The following is a 17,465-nucleotide window of genomic DNA, read 5'->3' on the forward strand; positions in this document are numbered from 1 at the left end:
AAATATGGAAACCCGTTCAGTAAAGGACAGTAGCAACGCCATAAGCAACATACTCGGCCAGATAAAATCATACTGGTACCTGTTCGTTATCAGCCTTGTTATTTTTCTGGGGTTAGGATATGCATATATCACTTTCTCAACAAAACAGTTCCTGGTATCAAGTACCATGCTGATACAACTGCACCCAACATCGCCGGATGCTAATAAGGAATATGCCAACGCAGGTGTATCAACCGCGTTAAGCCTGGCCGAGAATGTTAAGAATGAGGGCGACGTACTCAGATCGCGCAGCCTGATGAAAGAGGTGGTGCAGATGTTGCACTTAAATATCAGCTATTATAATAAAAGCGCATTAGGTAGCCCCGAAATTTATGAGGAGGCTCCTTTTGCTGTTAATATATTAAAGAACAGAACCGACTCGTTACGCGAAAGAGAGTATACCTTCTCTGTAAATGGTGATAACACCGTTACCATTAAAAACGAGGATGAAGGTATTAACCGCAAAGTACAGTTCGACCAAAAGGTTGAATTGCCTCAGTATGATATATCGATAGCTAAAACGGCGGCTAAACCTGCTGCCGGTAAGGAGTATTCAGCGATGATCAAATCGGAAGATCAAACCATTAATAGTCTGTTAGCAGGATATGATGCGCAGTTTACCGATAAAACTACTACCAACGTTGAGTTTACTTTCTATTATCCGAATTCAAAAAAGGGTGAGGTGATACTTCATACCTTAATGAATCAGTATTTGAAAGATAATAACGCTAACAAAAAGAGGATAATTGACAGTACTATCAACTTTATCAATGCCCGTATAGCAGTAGTATCTAATGAGTTATCAGATATTGAGAAGACCTATCAGGATTTCCGTAGCAAAAACAACATTACTGATATTGATGAGCAAGCAAAAGTATTGGTAGGTAATTCAAGTACTTATACTGACAGGTACGATCAGCAACGTGTACAGCTTTCAATTGTTAATAGTTTGAAAGCTAAGCTGAACAATCCTAACAGTACAGTTATACCAAGTTCATTAAGTATTCAAAACGCGTCATTCGCTACAAGTTTGGCCAGGTATAACGATCTGGTTAACGAGCGTGAGCGTTCAAAACTTACCTACACCGAATCGAACCCGGTAATTCAGAACCTGAACGAACAAATAAAGCTGGCTAAAAGCAACCTGATACAAAATGTTGACAGTTACAAAAGCGAGTTAGAAATGTCGACAGCAGGTGCCGGTTCACAAAAGAATTTTGTTAGCAACGATATTAAGGATATCCCGGGCAAACAACGTGAGATAGTAGGCTTTAAACGCCAGCAGGAACTTAAGCAACAGCTTTATGTATACCTGTTACAAAAACGCGAAGAAACCGAAATGGCCAAGGCTGCCGATATGCCGTACTCGCGTATAGTTGATGATGCCAAAAGCTCAAACTCGCCGGTTAAACCTATTAAGCCATTGATTTTTGTAATGTCGTTCTTCCTGGGTTTTGTTATCCCGTTGAGCTACATCAATACCAAAGGCTTATTCATCAATAAGATACAAGAGGAATCTGATATTGAAAGTCAAACTGATGTTACCATTATCGGTAAAATTGGCCGTGTACCTAAAAACGACGAGAAGCTAATCGATATAACATCACGCTCGCCGGTAACAGAGAGTTTCCGTACGCTGCGTACCAAAATCAGGAACCTGCTTGATGTTAACCGCTCTAACGTGATCATGGTTACCTCAAGCAAAATGGGCGAGGGTAAAACATACCTTACCGGTAACCTGGGCCTGATGCTGGCCATGTCTGGCAAGCGTGTAGTATTGGTTGAGCTTGACTTACGCAAGCCTAATCTTTCAAAACTGATCGGTTTGGATTATGCTGAGAACGGCTACACCAACTATGTAATGGATGACCTGCCGATCAGCAAGGTATTAAAGCAAACTACACTGCACAGAAACTGCTTCGCTATATCTGCCGGCCCTATAGTTGCCAATGGTAGCGAACTGTTGCTTACCGATAAACTGGAAGAACTGATCACCGACCTGCGTACCCGTTTTGATTACGTGGTGATCGATAGCTCGCCGGTAGGTTTAGTGTCTGATGCGTTGGAGATTCAGAAGTATACCGACATGACCATCTTTGTTTGCCGCCATAACTATACTGATAAAAATCAGATAGAGATAATTAACGAGATCAAGAGCAAGGATAAGGTAGATAACCTGTATGTAGTAATTAACGATGTTGATTTCTCTAAATCAGGCTACTATGGCTATGGTTACGGTGTTGGCTACGGCGAATTAGTTAAATCATAATAACAAGTTATGCTTAATCGGATCGCGCTATCACGAGGATCGGTGGATACAGGAGAGAACACGTTTGTAGGTAACTGGGTTAACCTGATGATGTTGTTCTTTCCGCTCACATCATTCCTGGTAATACCTACCATTCCGGGTACTACGGTTATTAATGTAATGGCTTTATTGCTGTTATTCGTTATACCGTTGGCATCACTAAAGGAAAATAAATTTGAATTCTTTAAAGAGGTTTCAATTTTCTTCGCCGTGATACTGGCCATGAGCTTTTTGTCGCAGTTCACCAACCTGGTAACTAATCTAAAGCTGATCAAATCGCTGATCATGATCAACCGTAACGATTATACCAAAACGTTCTACAGGCAATCGCACATTACACAAACGTTGCCGTTGATTGTGGGGTTTGTTATTTACGCTTACGTAAAGTACTTCCCTAACAAAACGCTGCTTAACTATATATTCTGGGGCTTACGCATACTGTGTTTTTACGCGTTGTACGAGTTCCTGTTTTATGTAGCCACCGGCCAAAACGGCGATTTTGTGACCAACAGAACCTTTGGTGAATCTGAAAAATCAGCATCACTGTTTCAAACGGTTAGTTTGGGTGGTATGGGCCTGATGCGTGTTAAAGGATATACGGGCGAGCCATCCATGTTTGTGTTCACGGTGTTCCCGTTTTGGGTGCTTAGCTATGCGCTGGACAGAAAGTTTGATACCATGCTGTTCTTAATATGCCTGGTGCTAACGTTCTCAACCACATCGTACGCTTGTATGCTCATCTTCTTCTCGTTCTGGGTGATATACAAAAGGCAGATACACATTTTTTACTATATGTGCCTCGGCATTATAGTAGTGTGTTTCATCCTCCAACTGGATAAGATGCAGCATTTGTTCGATAGTATTTATGAGTTCGTATTCGCGGGCAAGCTACAGGGCGAAAGCTCATCATCAAAGGAGCGTAGCAACGGCTTTACAACCCACCTGGCATTTTGGGCTGATCTGAACGGGGTGAGTCAGGCAGTAGGTATCGGGTTCGGCTATGTACGTTCAACCGACTTTTTCTCGACCATTATTTTAAATAATGGCTTCATCGGGTTCTTTGTGTTCAGTTGGTTCGTGCTTAAAAATCTGTGGCTTAAAATACCGGTAAGGATAGTATCTATCTGTTACAAAATGGGTCTTGGCCTGGTATACCTCATTATGATGGCTACCGTACCTGAGTTTGCTTACCCATCGCTGTGGATATACATAGCACTGGGTTTCATATTACAAAAATATACAACAGGGGAAAGTGAGAGTGAAACAGCCAATACTGAAACAAAATTGGCTTTAACCAGATAAATACCATGGCAACTATAAGAGCTTGGATCTTTATTTTATGTATATGCCTGGGTGGCGCGGCCAATGCGCAGCGTAACTCCAAAATACCATTTTTATGGGGAGTGAACGGGCATCCGCTTACGCAAAAAGCCTATACAAAAAACTTAGATCAGCAAATAAGCGACATACTTAACCTCGGCGTAAAATGCTACCGGTTTGATATTTTGACCGATGCGCAGGGCTATGCCAAAAGGGAGCAAGGTTTACAAACGCTGCTGAAGAAGCTTAAGGATAATAACATACGCCCATTACCGGTGGTAATGCAAAGTGGACTGAAAGGGCTTTCGGTAGATTCCATATACAGCGTGAGCTTTACCCAGGGCAAAAACTTTGCACAACGCTATGGCAGCACCATTGATGTGTTTGAGGTAGGCAACGAGGAAGATAATAAGATGATGAATAAGGGCAACCCGCGTGGTACCAAAGCCGCTGATTTCAATCTGCCTAAAGCTGAACGACTGATAACCGCCATTAAAGGTTTTATTGATGGTTTTAAGTCGGTTAAGCCAACGGCGAAAACAACGCTTTCGGTAAGCTATATACATTACTACTACCTACAGCTTTTGCAGGATTATAAGGTTAATTACGACATCATAGGCGCGCACTGGTACTCAAATATGGGTAACATTAAAAGCGCCAAGGTTAATGGCGATGATGTGCTGGCCGTTATGCGCAAGCGCTTCAACAAAACCATTTGGGTTACGGAGTATAACTACTCAAGAGGCACCCTGAGAGTAGATGCTGATAAGCATTGCGATTATTTAAAAAGCAGCCTGTCAGAAGTATATAACCAGGGTTTGGCCGATGCGCTTTTCGTTTACGAACTGTACGATCAGCCTGAGCTGCAACCACGCTATCCTGATGAGGCGTTCTACGGCTTAATGAGCGATGGCGCTGATGGTAAGCATATACCTAAAGCCGGTTACGATGGCTATAAACAGCTTATAAAAGAGTTAAAATAAGAATACGATCAATAGTTTGATAATTAAACACCAAATAAAATATTAAATCAATTTATATATGAAAGTTGCAATTGTTCATGATAACCTGGTTTGTAAAGGAGGGGCAGAACAGGTCACTTTAAGCTTCCATCAGGCATTTCCTGATGCACCTGTATATACACTTAGTTACGATCGCAAAAATACATATCCTGAATTTCAGGAGTGCGATGTTAGAACAAGCTGGTTCGGGCGGGTATTCAAAAGCGAAAAAAATTGCAAACGGTTTTATTTTCCACTTGGCATTATGGCCATGCAGCAACTTGACCTCCGCTCGTTTGACATCGTGCTGCAATCAACCACGCATTGTGCCAAGTACATCAAAACAAATCCTGATGCATTAATTATAACTTATTGCCACAACCCGTTCCGTTTGGTTTGGAGCAGTGAGTCGTACGAAAAGGTAACCAACGCCGGTGCCATAAAAAAAGCGTTATACAATCGCGTACTATCGTACCTGCGTGAGTATGACAGGGGGTCAGCACAAAAAACCAGCTGGTTCATCACCAACTCGCGCGAGGTATTACCACGTATCGAAGCGGCTTACTCGCCTAAAAACGAGGTATCTATCATCAACCCATCGGTTAAGTGCAAAAACTTCTACGTATCAAACAAACCGGGCGAGTACTACCTGATAGTATCACGCTTTGAATCATACAAAAAAGTTGACATGGTGATCGAAGCCTTCAATCAAATGCCTGATAAGCATCTGGTAGTGGTAGGTAAAGGTTCGCGTGAGGCCGAGATCAAGAAGATGGCTAACGAGAATACCACATTCCTGAGTGGTTTGAGCGCTGATGATCTGGCTAAGGTATACGCTAACTGTAAGGCTTTCATTTTCCCGCAGTTAGAGGATTATGGTATTACCCCGCTTGAGGCTAACGCATCAGGTAGACCGGTTATAGCTTACGGCCGTGGTGGTGTTACCGAAACCATGGTACCTTACACCAACGATGCGCAAAAAGCTACCGCGGTTTTCTTTGAGGAGCAAACTACCGAGTCGCTTACAAAAGCGGTTAACCTGTTCGAAACCCTGGAATTCAATTCATCATTTATCCGCGCGCATGCCGAATCATTTGATGAAGGCGCGTTCGTACAAAAGATAAAATCATTCGTACTTAACAAGTACAAGAATGCCGAATCGTCAAAGGCGGACGTTATTAACGGTGTACCCTCAAAAACAGTTATAGCATGAGGGTGCTGATCTCTAATACTTATTACTATCCGGCTTTTGTTGGCGGTGCCGAAATATCGGTAAAGCTACTGGCCGAGGGCATGGCCGCTAAAGGTAACCAGGTATATGTACTGGCTACCGGCTTAAAAGATAGTGTGTATAGGGTAGGAGATGTAATTGTTATTACCGTAAAGCAGCAAAATATATTTAACAGCTACGATAAAACACCACGTGGCGCGGCCATGAAAACGCTGTGGCACATAATTGATAGCTGCAATATATTTTACTACTTTAAAATACGCGCCATCCTTAAAAAGATAGCGCCCGATGTTGCGCATACCAACAGCATTCAAGGTTTTTCGCCGTTCATTTGGGCCATCATCAAATCATGTAACATTCCGCTGGTACATTCCATGCGCGATTATTACATGCTTTGCCACCGTTGCAATATGTACAACGGCAAAAATTGCGAATCGCTTTGTGCGCCATGTAAGGTAACCAACACGGTTAAAAAGCCCTTTTTCCGCTTTCCTGATCACTTTGTTGGCATCAGCAAATTCGTGTTGGATAAGTACGAGTCGTTTCAGTCGTCTATCGCCCCAAAAAGCAGTTTGATATACAACGCCATTGCCGATAGCGATTTTAACAACGAACCGGAGCCGGATAATACTGATAAAATAACCCTGGGTTACATCGGCCGTGTTGAAAAGGATAAAGGGGTGGAGTATTTGGTAGATGAGGTATGCGCGCTATCAAAACAATACACAGGTAATATTCGCCTGATGTTTGCGGGTAAGGGTGAGCTGGAATTCATCAAACATCTTGAAAATAAACTGAATGGTATTGAATGCCAGTTTTTAGGTGTAGTAAAACCGAAAGACTTTTTCAGTAAGATAGATGTGCTGCTTGTGCCGGCCTTATGGCAGGAGCCTTTTGGCCGCACGGTTATTGAATCGTTAGCGCATAAGGTGCCGGTATGCCAATCGGACAGGGGAGGTTTAAAAGAGCTTTACGATCAGAAATGCTCATGGCTTTTCTCTCCGGTGGCAGGCGAGTTGACCAAAGTACTGACTCAAATTTTGGCAGATCCGGAACAGATAGCGATGAAGAAGGAGAATTGCCGCAGCCACGCCAAAAAGTTCTCATCATCAATAAATATCGACAACTACCTGAATTTGTACAAAAAGGTAATAGCTGCCGACGAACAACCACAACAGTTAAAACAAACCATGTCTGCGGTTAAATAACGTAGCAAAAAATAATCTAATGAGTACTGTTATAGAAAATACAGTTGCAGAAAAAACAGTTGCCCCGTCGGACAAGAAGATACTTGCAACGGGCATATTCTGGAATTTTTTACAGCTTGTTATCAATCAGTCGTTTGCATTTGGCTTAAAACTTATACTGGCCAAGTTGTTGTTCCCAAGCCAATTTGGTTTGGTTGGTATGGCAACTGTTTTCACCGGCTTTGTGCAGGTACTGAATGACTTGGGCGTGGGTGCCGCGCTTGTTCAGCGTAAAAAAGAGGATCTGCGTAAGGAGCATTACCACACCGCCTTTTGGACGGGGGTAGCATGGTCGGTATTCCTGTATGCTGTAATGGCTTTAGGAGTTGCCAACATAGCCGCGTCATTCTATAACCAACCTATGCTAAAAAGCATTATACCGGCCATAAGTATAGGTATATTGTTAAGCCCGATAAACCTGGTACATAAAGCTCAGCTTACCAAGCAAATGAACTTTAAAAAGCTGGCGTTTATTGATAATACAGCCAATATAACAGCGGGCGTTATCGCTATTATCCTGGCCGTATCAGGCGCGGGTGTATGGGCGCTGGTATTTAACGCGGTAGCAACCGTAGTGGTAGCCATGCCACTGTTTTTTAACGCTACCCGCTGGAAACCGGCATTCATTTTCGAGAAAAAGGCATTTAAAGAGGTATTTGGTTTTGGTATCTACACCACAGGATCGAACATACTGAACTACCTGTACAATAACCTCGATTACCTGTTGATAGGTAAGCTGCTTGGTGCAAGCGCCCTGGGTATATACACGCTGGCCTTTGTACTTACTGATACCTTCCGCAGCCGTTTGATGGCCGTGATCAACAACGTGATGTACCCCATGTACGGCAAAAAGCAAAATGATCCGGAATCGCTGAAAAGATATTACCTCAAGGTGGTACTTTTTAACTGTCTGTTCATCTTCCCTATAATGTCATGCTTTTTGGTGGATGGCGACCGTATAGTGGTAGGCATATTTGGCGATAAATGGCAGGAAACCGTAATGCCATTAAGACTATTAGCCGTATCGGTAATGATGCACATATTGGTTAGCGGCAACACAGCCTTGTTAAGAGGTCTTGGTCGCCCCGGACTGGAAATGCGCCAGCAATTATTAAAAGCCTTCATATTCCTGCCATCGTTAGCGGTAGGTATACATTACTACGGTATAGTTGGTGCGGCCTACGCCATACTGCTTAACAAGTTTGTGGTAGTTATAGTGGCTCAGTACACCTTTAACTATCTGATACATGTTAAAATAACCTTCGGGCAGTTTGTAAACGCCATCAAAGCCCCGGTAATAGCAACGGTGGTGGCTATATGCGTATCGTTACTGGTAAAGGCGACCGGTTTGCACTTTATAATAACATCGGGTATTACCATGATTGTTTATGCAGGTTGTATATGGCTGCTGATGAAGGACGAATTATTAGGCCTGATAAACGGCTTACGTAAAAAATAACAGATAACTAATAAAAGAACAAACAATGGTTTCAGTGATCATACCGTGCTATAACTGTGAAGGCTTTATTGACAGGGCATTGCAAAGCGTGTTTGCGCAAACCTATAAAGATCTGGAAGTGATATTGGTTGATAATATGTCGACCGATAATACCTGGGCCAAGCTTAACAGTTATCAAATATTACATCCTGAGCTGATCACCGTTTACCAGGAACCCAAAAAAGGCGCACCAGCGGCACGTAACAATGGCCTGGAAAAAGCCCGTGGCGAGTGGATACAATTTTTGGATGCGGATGATGAGTTGCTGCCCGAAAAAATAGCCCATCAGCTTAAGGTAGCCGCCGAACAAAAGGCCGATGTTATAGCTGGCGATTGTGTGCTTAAATATCATAACAATGGCGATGGGTACACTATTGTACGCAAAGCCGACAAAAATATATGGCGAGGGCTGATAGGTTCGCAACTGGGTATAACCAGCTCAAACCTATGGCGTAAGGATGCATTGCTGGCCGTAAATGGCTGGGATGAAAAAGCGCTGTCATCACAGGAGTACGACTTGCTTTTCAGGTTATTGAAAAGTAAGGCCACCATAGCTGTTGATAATTCAAAAAATACCTACGTGCATTTTGCCGACAACTCGGTATCAAAAAGCACCGATCAGGAAAAACGCCAGCGCATATTGAATGCCCGTATTGATCTGCGCCTTAAAATTAAAACAGAACTAAACTATCGTAACCTGCTAACAACTGAATTAAGGCGCGCTATCGATAAATATATCTACCTCGAAATTATGCGGAACTATAATGCCATGCCGGCTTATGCCAACGGGTTGTTGCAGCAGCATAAGCTCGATGTAAGTTTTGTTCAGGTTCTGCAAACACGTGCTAAATTGTTTTTAAAGGGCCTCAAGAAATCTATCCTTCAATCTGCTTAAAGTATAATCATTTAACTATGACCCCAAAATTCATCTCCGTAATTATCCCAACTTATAAGGATTGGGCACGCCTGTCGCTATGCCTGCAATCATTGGCTACGCAAACGTATGATTCAAACTCGTTTGAGATCATTGTAGTAAATAATTATATAGGCGATAAAGTACCGGACGATTATTTTGTTCCGGAAAACTGTAAAATAATTGTTGAGGAGCAGCCCGGATCATACGCGGCACGAAATGCAGCCCTGAAAATAGCAAAGGGTGAAATTATGGCCTTTACTGATTCTGATTGTATCCCTGATCCGGATTGGTTGAGCGCAGCGGTAGCTGTGTTCCAAAACAACCCGGGTTATGACCGCATTGCCGGTAAGATCAGGCTGTACTATAAATCAGAAAAACTTACCCATGCCGAGCTTTACGAAACCGTATATGCCTTTAACCAGGATCTATATGTTGAGCAGGATGGTACCGGTGTAACCGCCAATATGTTCACTTACCGCAAGGTTTTTGATCAGGTTGGTCCGTTCAAGGATGATCTGCTTTCTGGCGGTGATTACGAATGGTCGGTACGTGCACGCGATGCGGGTTTCAAAATTCAATACTCTGATATGGTAGTGGTTAGCCACCCGGCAAGGCACGCCATTAGCGAGCTGGTAAAGAAAGCCAAAAGGGTAGGCGGCGGCCAGGCCGGCTTTCAAAAGCAATCGGGCTCAAAGTTTGTACAATCGGTAGTTCGCTTTCTGTATGATCTTCGTCCGCCGGTACGCAGCATTCCGCTGATCATCAGCAAAGGCAAATCGCTGCATCCGGTTCAAAAGCTGCTGGTATTTTATATCAGGTACTACCTGTCGGTAATTACCGCGCGCGAAAAATTCAAGGTGAGCCTGGGTAAATCAGCCAGCCGCATGTAATAAATTATACTTCAAATCCACACACTAATATCACTATTAAAAAATTTTAAATCATGAAAATCGCTGTTATTGGAACGGGCTATGTTGGCCTTGTAACCGGAACGTGCTTAGCTGAAACCGGAAATAATGTAACCTGTGTTGATATCAATAAACAAAAAGTACAAATGATGCAACAAGGCCAGGTGCCTATATATGAACCAGGCCTGGAAACCATGTTCCACAGAAACATTATTGAAGGCAGATTGCATTTTACATCTGATTTAGCTGAGGCCATTGCCGATGCTACCATCATTTTCATGGCGTTACCAACCCCTCCGGGAGAGAATGGTTCAGCCGATCTGAGCTATGTATTGAACGCTTCGAAGGACATCGCGCAGATGATCACTTCATACAAAGTTATCGTTACCAAATCAACCGTACCTGTTGGTACTGCCGATAAGGTAAAGGCTGTATTTGAGCAAAATACCGATGTTGAGGTTGCTATAGTATCAAACCCTGAATTCCTAAGAGAAGGTGTTGCCGTTGAGGATTTCATGAAACCTGACCGTATAGTAGTAGGTACTACTGACGAGCGCGCGAGAGAATTGCTAAGCGAGCTTTATGCGCCATACGTACGTCAGGGTAACCCGATCATCTTTATGGATGAGCGTTCATCAGAGTTAACTAAATATGCTGCTAACTCATTCCTGGCTACCAAGATCACCTTCATGAACGAGATCGCTAACCTGTCTGAATTACTGGGTGCCAATGTTGACATGGTAAGGCTTGGTATAGGTGCTGACGACCGTATCGGCAAACGCTTCCTGTTCCCGGGTATTGGTTACGGCGGTAGCTGTTTCCCTAAGGATGTTCAGGCACTGGCCCGTTCAGCCGAAGAAAATACTTACGATTTCAAGATATTGAAAGCCGTTATGGACGTTAACGAAACTCAAAAAACCGTATTGGTTGATAAATTGAGCGATTACTTCCAAAATGACTTAGAGGGCAAAAAGTTCGCTATCTGGGGTTTGGCCTTCAAGCCTGAAACTGATGACATTCGCGAAGCACCATCACTGTACATCATTAAAGCTTTAGTAGCCCGCGGCGCTAAGCTGGTGGTTTACGATCCGGAAGCAATGTCGAATGTTAAGAACCTGTTAGGTGACGTTGTTGAATATGCTGATAGCCAGTACGAAGCTTTGGTTGATGCTGATGCTTTATTAATACTGACCGAGTGGAGCGTATTCCGTAATCCTGACTTCGAGAAGATCAGCAACTCGTTAAAAAACAAGGTAATTTTTGACGGCCGTAACCTGTACGACCTGGCAAAAATGACCGAATTAGGCTTCTATTACAGCAGCATTGGCCGTAGTGTTGTTGATAGCCTACACAAACAATTCATACAATAACGTGCATTCTTTCTCAAATTGCACAATAACGTACCTATCACCGCAAACGTGCTGTTTGCAGTGATAGGTAATGTAAATTTGTTAAGAAACAAAGCGAATGATTATCAATTTGATGTAGTTTTTAAACAATGGTTTAATTATCCTCAAATTTCGGTGTTTCAACAAGTTTTAAATCCTTACCGCACATGAGAAACCGTTTTTTACTCACAAATTACCTGATTTTAACAGCAGTAGACGTTATTATCATCAATCTCACACTAAGCGGTGTGCTCGACCAGTATAGCGAATTGATAAGTAGGCCGTTGATGCTTACGTTAATGGCTAACTTCTTCTGGTTGCTTACCAACTTTTATTTTGGGCTTTACCGCGCACGCTTTCTGGTTAATGATACCCAGGGCTATACCGTATTATTTAAGGCATTATTTTTCTATACGTTACTATTTACACCGGGTTTGTATGTAACTCAGGGTTTAGAGGCAACGTTGGCCGTATGGTACATGTTTATCCCGGTTATAAGCGTTGGTTTATTAGTTAACCGCGCGTTATACTTTCAATCCGAATCATTACTCAAAAAAATATTCAAGATAAACAAGGCCGTTGCCGTATTGGGTGCCGATAAAACAACCATGAGGCTGGCCGGCTATTTCCTGGAAAGCGAGCGCGATTTTGCCTTCAAGGGCATTATGCACAACGAGCATGTATCGTTCTTAGATAATAACGGCCGTTTACTTCCGTCAATTGCTACCCAGTTAGAGGCTGCACAAAAAAGCGGTATCACTGATATTTACCTGTCATTCACGCCGGAACGCCTTAACGAGTTCCAGATACTGCAAAACGAAATTGAAAACCGCTGCCTGCGCTTAAAACTGGTGGCCGATAGTTCGCTTAATCACCCCGACCCATTACAGGTGAGTTACATGGGCGGCTTCTCTATATTAAGTCACCGTTACGAGCCGCTTGAAAAGGTGGAGAACATAGTAAAGAAACGTGTTTTCGATATCATATTCAGCTCATTGGTCATCATATTTATATTAAGCTGGTTATATCCCATTATCGGTTTGATCATCAAGATACAAAGCCCCGGACCTATCCTGTTTAAACAACTGCGCAGTGGTAAGGATAATCAAAGCTTTTACTGCTACAAGTTCAGGAGCATGAAGATGAACACCACCAGCGATGCTAAGCAAGCCACTAAGGATGACGACCGTATTACACCTATCGGCAGGTTTTTACGCAAAAGCAGTATCGACGAATTACCACAGTTTTTCAACGTATTGTTTGGCGATATGAGCATAGTTGGCCCACGCCCGCACATGCTCACCATGACCGATGAGTACAGCAAGATAATAAACCAATACATGGTAAGGCATTTCCTGAAAGCCGGTATTACCGGTTGGGCACAGGTTAATGGTTTCAGAGGTGAAACTAAAGACCCGCAGTTAATGCAGCACCGTGTTGAACACGATGTATGGTACCTGGAAAACTGGAGCATGCTGTTAGATATCAAGATCGTTCTGAAAACAGCTAAACAGATGATATCAGGCCACGAGAACGCGTATTAGTAATACAATATTCCTGTTAACATAACTTAATTATTATGCTTAAAGAAAAACTTATTGCTATCAAGGCTTCCACAAAGGTACCAACTATTTTAGTGGTTGGTGACCTGATGGTTGATCATTATATTAAAGGTAAAGCAACCCGCTTATCTCCTGAAGCACCGGTGCCGGTTGTTAACCTGCGCTCGGAGTATTCAACTTTGGGTGGTGCCGGTAACGTTATCCAAAACCTGCTGGGCCTGCAAGCCTCGGTAATTGTTGGAGGTGTTATAGGTGACGATTTTGGCGGCCAGCAACTGGTTGACATTTTAGCCGAAACCCCTGTTAACATGACCAGCATTGTTAAGGATAAAAATCGCGCTACCACGCTTAAAACCAGGATATTTGTAGATGGCCATCATCTGGCTCGCGTTGATCGTGAAAATACCGATCATCTGCCATCTCATCTGGAAGAAGAATTATTAGCCAGCATTACCCCGCTGATCAATCAGGCGGATATTGTGGTACTGTCTGATTATAATAAAGGCCTTTTATCGCCATCATTAACCCGCCGTGTTATTGCCGAAGCGCGCAAGGCCGGTAAAAAGGTAATGGTTGACCCTAAAGGAAATAACTTTAATAAATACCAGGGCGCTAACATTATTAAGCCTAACAAACACGAATTAGCCATAGCCGCTAAAATGGATGAGATAAAGGATTTTGAAGATCTGCAAAACGCAGCCAGGATAATCCTTGAAACTACCGAAGTTGAGCAACTGGTAGTTACCCTATCCGAAGAAGGTATTATGATATTTGACAGCAACGGCCACACCGCCCTGCCTGTTAAAGCAACCGATGTATTTGATGTTACCGGCGCGGGCGATACCGTGTTGGCAACCATCGCTTACTTCTTATCGCACGGTTTCTTGTTATCAGAAGCCTGCGAGCTGGCCAACCACGCGGCGGCAATAGTTATCCGCCAGATTGGTAGTGCTACAACTACAGTTGATGAGATCATTGAAGAAATAGAGCTGGAGCAAAAACGAATTCAATTTTTAAACTAAACACACAAATGGTATCAGCAGAATTGTTAGACCACTACAAGGTTATTGAAAGCTTAATTAACGAAAAGGTTTCGGATATTGAATATGCCTGTGGCCTGATCACAGAAACAATCAAATCTGGCAATTCCGTATTTTTGGCAGGTAACGGTGGCAGCGCCGCCGATGCGCAGCACATAGCTGCCGAACTTACCGGCAGGTTTGTAAAGGAGCGTAAGCCACTACCGGGACTGGCCTTAACTACCGATACTTCAGCACTTACAGCGATTGCTAATGATTATAGCTACGATGTGGTTTTTTCAAGGCAGTTAGAAGCATTCGCCAAACCAGGCGACCTGTTTATCGGTATATCAACAAGTGGTAACAGTCAGTCGATATTAAATGCCATTAATTTCGCCGCCGGTGCCGGTTGCAAAACCATAGGTTTAACCGGTAAGGATGGTGGTAAAATGGCAGGCGCTTGCGATGTAACCATCATTGTGCCATCAAACATTACAGCCCGTATACAAGAGTGCCACATCATCATTGGCCATATACTTTGTAAGGCTGTTGACGAGCTTTTCGACTAAGAAACTTACCGAACTCAGAGGCTATTTTGAGGGAGATCGCGATCTGTAAAAGATCGTATAACCTTCTATCAATCCTAATAAACTATGAAAGAAGTAAAATATAGGTTCAGTCCTAACATCAGCCCTAAAACCATAAAAGTTATTAAGGCTATTGATGCAGGGCTGAACCTGCTATATAAAAGTCGCGCCAAAAAGGTAGATGTAAAGGAAATTACAGTTACCCAGTTTGCCCACATTGGCGACCTTTTACTTACGCTTCCGGGTTTAAAAAGGTTGAAGGCCACATCAAACCTCAAGGTTAAGCTGGTTGTAAACAGCCAGAATTACGCTATAGCCAAAAGGCTCAACTACATTGATGAAGTTTACGTGGCCGATGCGCCGTGGTTTGCCCGCGGTCCGCAAAAATCATATTGGAATTTTATAAAACAGCTGCGCAAGATTAAGAGTGATGTGATATTTGACATTAGGGGCGATTTGCGCAATAATGTGTTCCTGAAATTTTTTACCCGTAAAAAAGCACTGGTAGGTTACGGTGTAGGCGGGGGAGGCGCATTGCTTAACGAGGAATTTGATTTTGTATATCAAGGCCATGCAAGCGAGTTTACCACGCCTATATTCAAATATCTGGGCCTGCCCGAATCAACTAACGCGGCTCACTGGCACGAGGATGATGTTCCGTTTGATCCGCTGCCTGATGATAACTTGCCGCTTAATTTCGTTGCCGTTCACCTGGGTGCCGGTGCGCAATCACGCCGGTGGACCATCCCTAACTTTATTCAAGTTATTAAAGGGATTGCCTTAAGCACCCCTGTTTGTGTAATGGGTGTTGCTCAGGATGCCAGCCCCGAGGAGTTGGAGATCATCTCAAGCATTCCGAACGTGATAAACCTGGTGGGTAAGTACTCACTATTACAATCTATATCGGTAGTAAAACGCTCTACCGCCTTTGTTGGCCTGGAGTCGGGTTTTTCGCACATTACCGGTATGCTGAAGAAAAAGGCTTTTGTGCTTTTCAGCGGGACATCTGACATTAATGTATGGAAGCCTTGCAGCTTTTACGAAAACCAAATTACTCTGCTGCAAAAACGTGTGCCTTGTGATATGGGTACCGGTTGCGGCAAATTCTTTTGCGATGATAACATCTGCCTAAAGAATATTCAACCTGCTGAGGTTATTGATTTGGTTAATGATTATCTGCGCGAACTACGTTCGGAAAGCTTGATAGCGAGCTAATAAAAAATACTTAATTTATCCAGTTAATAAACCAAAACAGGGCGACAGTGATTACTGTCGCCCTTGTAACTTTAACTGATTTAATTATTTATTTAGGATAAGAGAAGACGTGTTTTAAACATGGCTAACATCGGGTTATCGCATACTGATTTTACGTAACGCGTTGTTGCCGGCATCAACAATATACAAAGTATTATCTCTGAAGGTAAGCCCGGTTAGCTGAGCAAATTTGGCATGTTCGGGGTTGCCATCCACAAAGCCGGGTTGGGTATTGTCGAACAAATTGGTTTCAACGCCATTGGTAGCATAGTGCGATATGGTTCTGTCCTGATACAGTAGTATGATGCCTGATGTGGTTGCCGGTTGCAGATATTTATCAACTCGGCTCACAGCCAGATCCTGCAACTGCGAGCCTTTGTGTTTTTGGAACATGTAAGTATTAACCGCGCCCTTAAGGGTAATGCGCCTTAATGTTTGGCCTTCCTTATCAACACCGTTACCATCTATCACCCACAAAAAACCGTCGGAAGATAGGCGTATGTTTGTTGGGTAGCTAAAGTGGGCGTCTTGGCCAACACCATCGCGAATACCGAATACCCCGGTTTTACCGGCAAGTATGCTCGCATTACCTTTTTGATCGAGCCTTATTATGCGTCGGCTCTTGGTATCGGCAATGTATAGTATACCGTTGTTATCAATAGCCAGATCGCGCGGACCGCGTAGTTGAAGGTTTGAGGCCAGTTCGGTTACTTTATTATTTGAGAGTTTGATCACTTTGTCCTCGCCCTCAAGGGTAACAAAAATATCGCCATTACTGGCTGATTTTATACCCATGGGCTGCTTACGGTTTTCAAGCACTATGGTTACTTTACCATCTTGGTCAACCCTGTACACCCGGCCACGATTGCTTGAAGTAATGTATAGCAACCCGTCGGCTGTGCTGCAAATTCGTGAGGGTTCTAAAATGTTGTTGATGCCTTGTATCAAGGTTGATGTGTTCAGTTTTAGCATTAACGAATCTCTAACCACTACAGAGGTAGCAGTATCGGCAACCGGCAGTGGGTCGTCAAGCTTACATGCCTGAAATTGAAGGGATGTTAAAAGCGCGGTTGCCTGCATGCAGGCTATTAATAATCCGGTTTTTTTAGAGCCTATTCCAAATCTTTTCATCGTCAATCTTGATCGTTCGCTGCATAAATCTACATGGACAAATAGTGAGAAAAAAG

The 17,465-nt window shown here is 43.2% G+C and carries 14 protein-coding genes; 13 read left to right on the forward strand and 1 reads right to left on the reverse strand.

What is annotated here, in order from left to right; translation table 11 throughout:
• The first annotated feature begins 4 nt into the window (after positions 1-4).
• The 13 genes from IM792_RS15550 to IM792_RS15610 all read left to right on the forward strand — a co-directional run bounded on the left by IM792_RS15550 (position 5) and on the right by IM792_RS15610 (position 16,239).
• Positions 5-2,308 carry a tyrosine-protein kinase gene (locus IM792_RS15550; RefSeq protein WP_194102815.1) on the forward strand — a complete coding sequence of 768 codons (2,304 nt, stop codon included), beginning with the start codon at positions 5-7 and terminating at the stop codon, positions 2,306-2,308.
• Between the two features lie 9 nt (positions 2,309-2,317).
• A complete protein-coding gene (locus IM792_RS15555; RefSeq protein ID WP_194102816.1) occupies positions 2,318-3,649 on the forward strand; it encodes a hypothetical protein in 1,332 nt (443 codons plus the stop codon).
• A gap of 5 nt (positions 3,650-3,654) precedes the next feature.
• Positions 3,655-4,650 carry a glycosyl hydrolase 53 family protein gene (locus tag IM792_RS15560; protein ID WP_194102817.1) on the forward strand — a complete coding sequence of 332 codons (996 nt, stop codon included), beginning with the start codon at positions 3,655-3,657 and terminating at the stop codon, positions 4,648-4,650.
• A gap of 58 nt (positions 4,651-4,708) precedes the next feature.
• Positions 4,709-5,881, forward strand: coding sequence for a glycosyltransferase (locus IM792_RS15565; protein WP_194102818.1), 1,173 nt, complete (start codon positions 4,709-4,711; stop codon positions 5,879-5,881).
• A complete protein-coding gene (locus tag IM792_RS15570; protein ID WP_194102819.1) occupies positions 5,878-7,107 on the forward strand; it encodes a glycosyltransferase family 4 protein in 1,230 nt (409 codons plus the stop codon). Before IM792_RS15565 ends, IM792_RS15570 begins: the two co-directional genes overlap by 4 nt.
• Positions 7,108-7,126: 19 nt before the next feature.
• Positions 7,127-8,605, forward strand: a complete 1,479-nt coding sequence (locus IM792_RS15575; RefSeq protein WP_194102820.1) for a lipopolysaccharide biosynthesis protein — start codon at positions 7,127-7,129, stop codon at positions 8,603-8,605.
• 25 nt (positions 8,606-8,630) lie between these two features.
• Positions 8,631-9,539 carry a glycosyltransferase family A protein gene (locus IM792_RS15580; protein WP_194102821.1) on the forward strand — a complete coding sequence of 303 codons (909 nt, stop codon included), beginning with the start codon at positions 8,631-8,633 and terminating at the stop codon, positions 9,537-9,539.
• 17 nt (positions 9,540-9,556) lie between these two features.
• Entirely contained in the window at positions 9,557-10,450 is an 894-nt protein-coding gene (locus tag IM792_RS15585) for a glycosyltransferase family A protein (protein WP_194102822.1), read from the forward strand.
• A gap of 53 nt (positions 10,451-10,503) precedes the next feature.
• On the forward strand, positions 10,504-11,838 hold the full coding sequence (locus IM792_RS15590) for a UDP-glucose/GDP-mannose dehydrogenase family protein (RefSeq protein ID WP_194102823.1): 1,335 nt from the start codon (positions 10,504-10,506) through the stop codon (positions 11,836-11,838).
• 185 nt (positions 11,839-12,023) lie between these two features.
• Positions 12,024-13,400: an exopolysaccharide biosynthesis polyprenyl glycosylphosphotransferase gene (locus IM792_RS15595; protein WP_194102824.1), complete on the forward strand. Its 1,377-nt coding sequence runs from the start codon at positions 12,024-12,026 to the stop codon at positions 13,398-13,400.
• Positions 13,401-13,435: 35 nt separating this feature from the next.
• Positions 13,436-14,440 (forward strand): D-glycero-beta-D-manno-heptose-7-phosphate kinase, encoded by a 1,005-nt coding sequence (rfaE1, locus tag IM792_RS15600; RefSeq protein WP_194102825.1) that lies wholly within the window; start codon positions 13,436-13,438, stop codon positions 14,438-14,440.
• 8 nt (positions 14,441-14,448) lie between these two features.
• Entirely contained in the window at positions 14,449-15,006 is a 558-nt protein-coding gene (locus IM792_RS15605; RefSeq protein ID WP_194102826.1) for a D-sedoheptulose 7-phosphate isomerase, read from the forward strand.
• A gap of 84 nt (positions 15,007-15,090) precedes the next feature.
• Positions 15,091-16,239, forward strand: coding sequence for a glycosyltransferase family 9 protein (locus IM792_RS15610; RefSeq protein WP_194102827.1), 1,149 nt, complete (start codon positions 15,091-15,093; stop codon positions 16,237-16,239).
• A 135-nt stretch (positions 16,240-16,374) separates the two neighbouring features.
• Here IM792_RS15610 and IM792_RS15615 read toward each other — a convergent pair whose 3' ends face one another.
• Complete coding sequence (locus tag IM792_RS15615) at positions 16,375-17,409, reverse strand: hypothetical protein (protein ID WP_194102828.1); 1,035 nt, start codon at positions 17,407-17,409, stop codon at positions 16,375-16,377.
• Positions 17,410-17,465 lie beyond the last annotated feature (56 nt).

This window comes from Mucilaginibacter sp. JRF, assembly GCF_015223065.1.
GTDB lineage: Bacteria > Bacteroidota > Bacteroidia > Sphingobacteriales > Sphingobacteriaceae > Mucilaginibacter.

Excerpts from the sequence above, each read along its gene's own strand:
- IM792_RS15615 (WP_194102828.1), bottom strand. The coding sequence starts at position 17,409 with ATGAAAAGATTTGGAATAGGCTCTAAAAAAACCGGATTATTAATAGCC.
- IM792_RS15595 (WP_194102824.1), top strand. The coding sequence starts at position 12,024 with ATGAGAAACCGTTTTTTACTCACAAATTACCTGATTTTAACAGCAGTA.
- IM792_RS15575 (WP_194102820.1), top strand. The coding sequence starts at position 7,127 with ATGAGTACTGTTATAGAAAATACAGTTGCAGAAAAAACAGTTGCCCCG.
- IM792_RS15590 (WP_194102823.1), top strand. The coding sequence starts at position 10,504 with ATGAAAATCGCTGTTATTGGAACGGGCTATGTTGGCCTTGTAACCGGA.
- IM792_RS15550 (WP_194102815.1), top strand. The coding sequence starts at position 5 with ATGGAAACCCGTTCAGTAAAGGACAGTAGCAACGCCATAAGCAACATA.
- IM792_RS15610 (WP_194102827.1), top strand. The coding sequence starts at position 15,091 with ATGAAAGAAGTAAAATATAGGTTCAGTCCTAACATCAGCCCTAAAACC.
- IM792_RS15570 (WP_194102819.1), top strand. The coding sequence starts at position 5,878 with ATGAGGGTGCTGATCTCTAATACTTATTACTATCCGGCTTTTGTTGGC.
- IM792_RS15565 (WP_194102818.1), top strand. The coding sequence starts at position 4,709 with ATGAAAGTTGCAATTGTTCATGATAACCTGGTTTGTAAAGGAGGGGCA.
- IM792_RS15555 (WP_194102816.1), top strand. The coding sequence starts at position 2,318 with ATGCTTAATCGGATCGCGCTATCACGAGGATCGGTGGATACAGGAGAG.
- IM792_RS15585 (WP_194102822.1), top strand. The coding sequence starts at position 9,557 with ATGACCCCAAAATTCATCTCCGTAATTATCCCAACTTATAAGGATTGG.
- IM792_RS15580 (WP_194102821.1), top strand. The coding sequence starts at position 8,631 with ATGGTTTCAGTGATCATACCGTGCTATAACTGTGAAGGCTTTATTGAC.
- rfaE1 (WP_194102825.1), top strand. The coding sequence starts at position 13,436 with ATGCTTAAAGAAAAACTTATTGCTATCAAGGCTTCCACAAAGGTACCA.
- IM792_RS15605 (WP_194102826.1), top strand. The coding sequence starts at position 14,449 with ATGGTATCAGCAGAATTGTTAGACCACTACAAGGTTATTGAAAGCTTA.
- IM792_RS15560 (WP_194102817.1), top strand. The coding sequence starts at position 3,655 with ATGGCAACTATAAGAGCTTGGATCTTTATTTTATGTATATGCCTGGGT.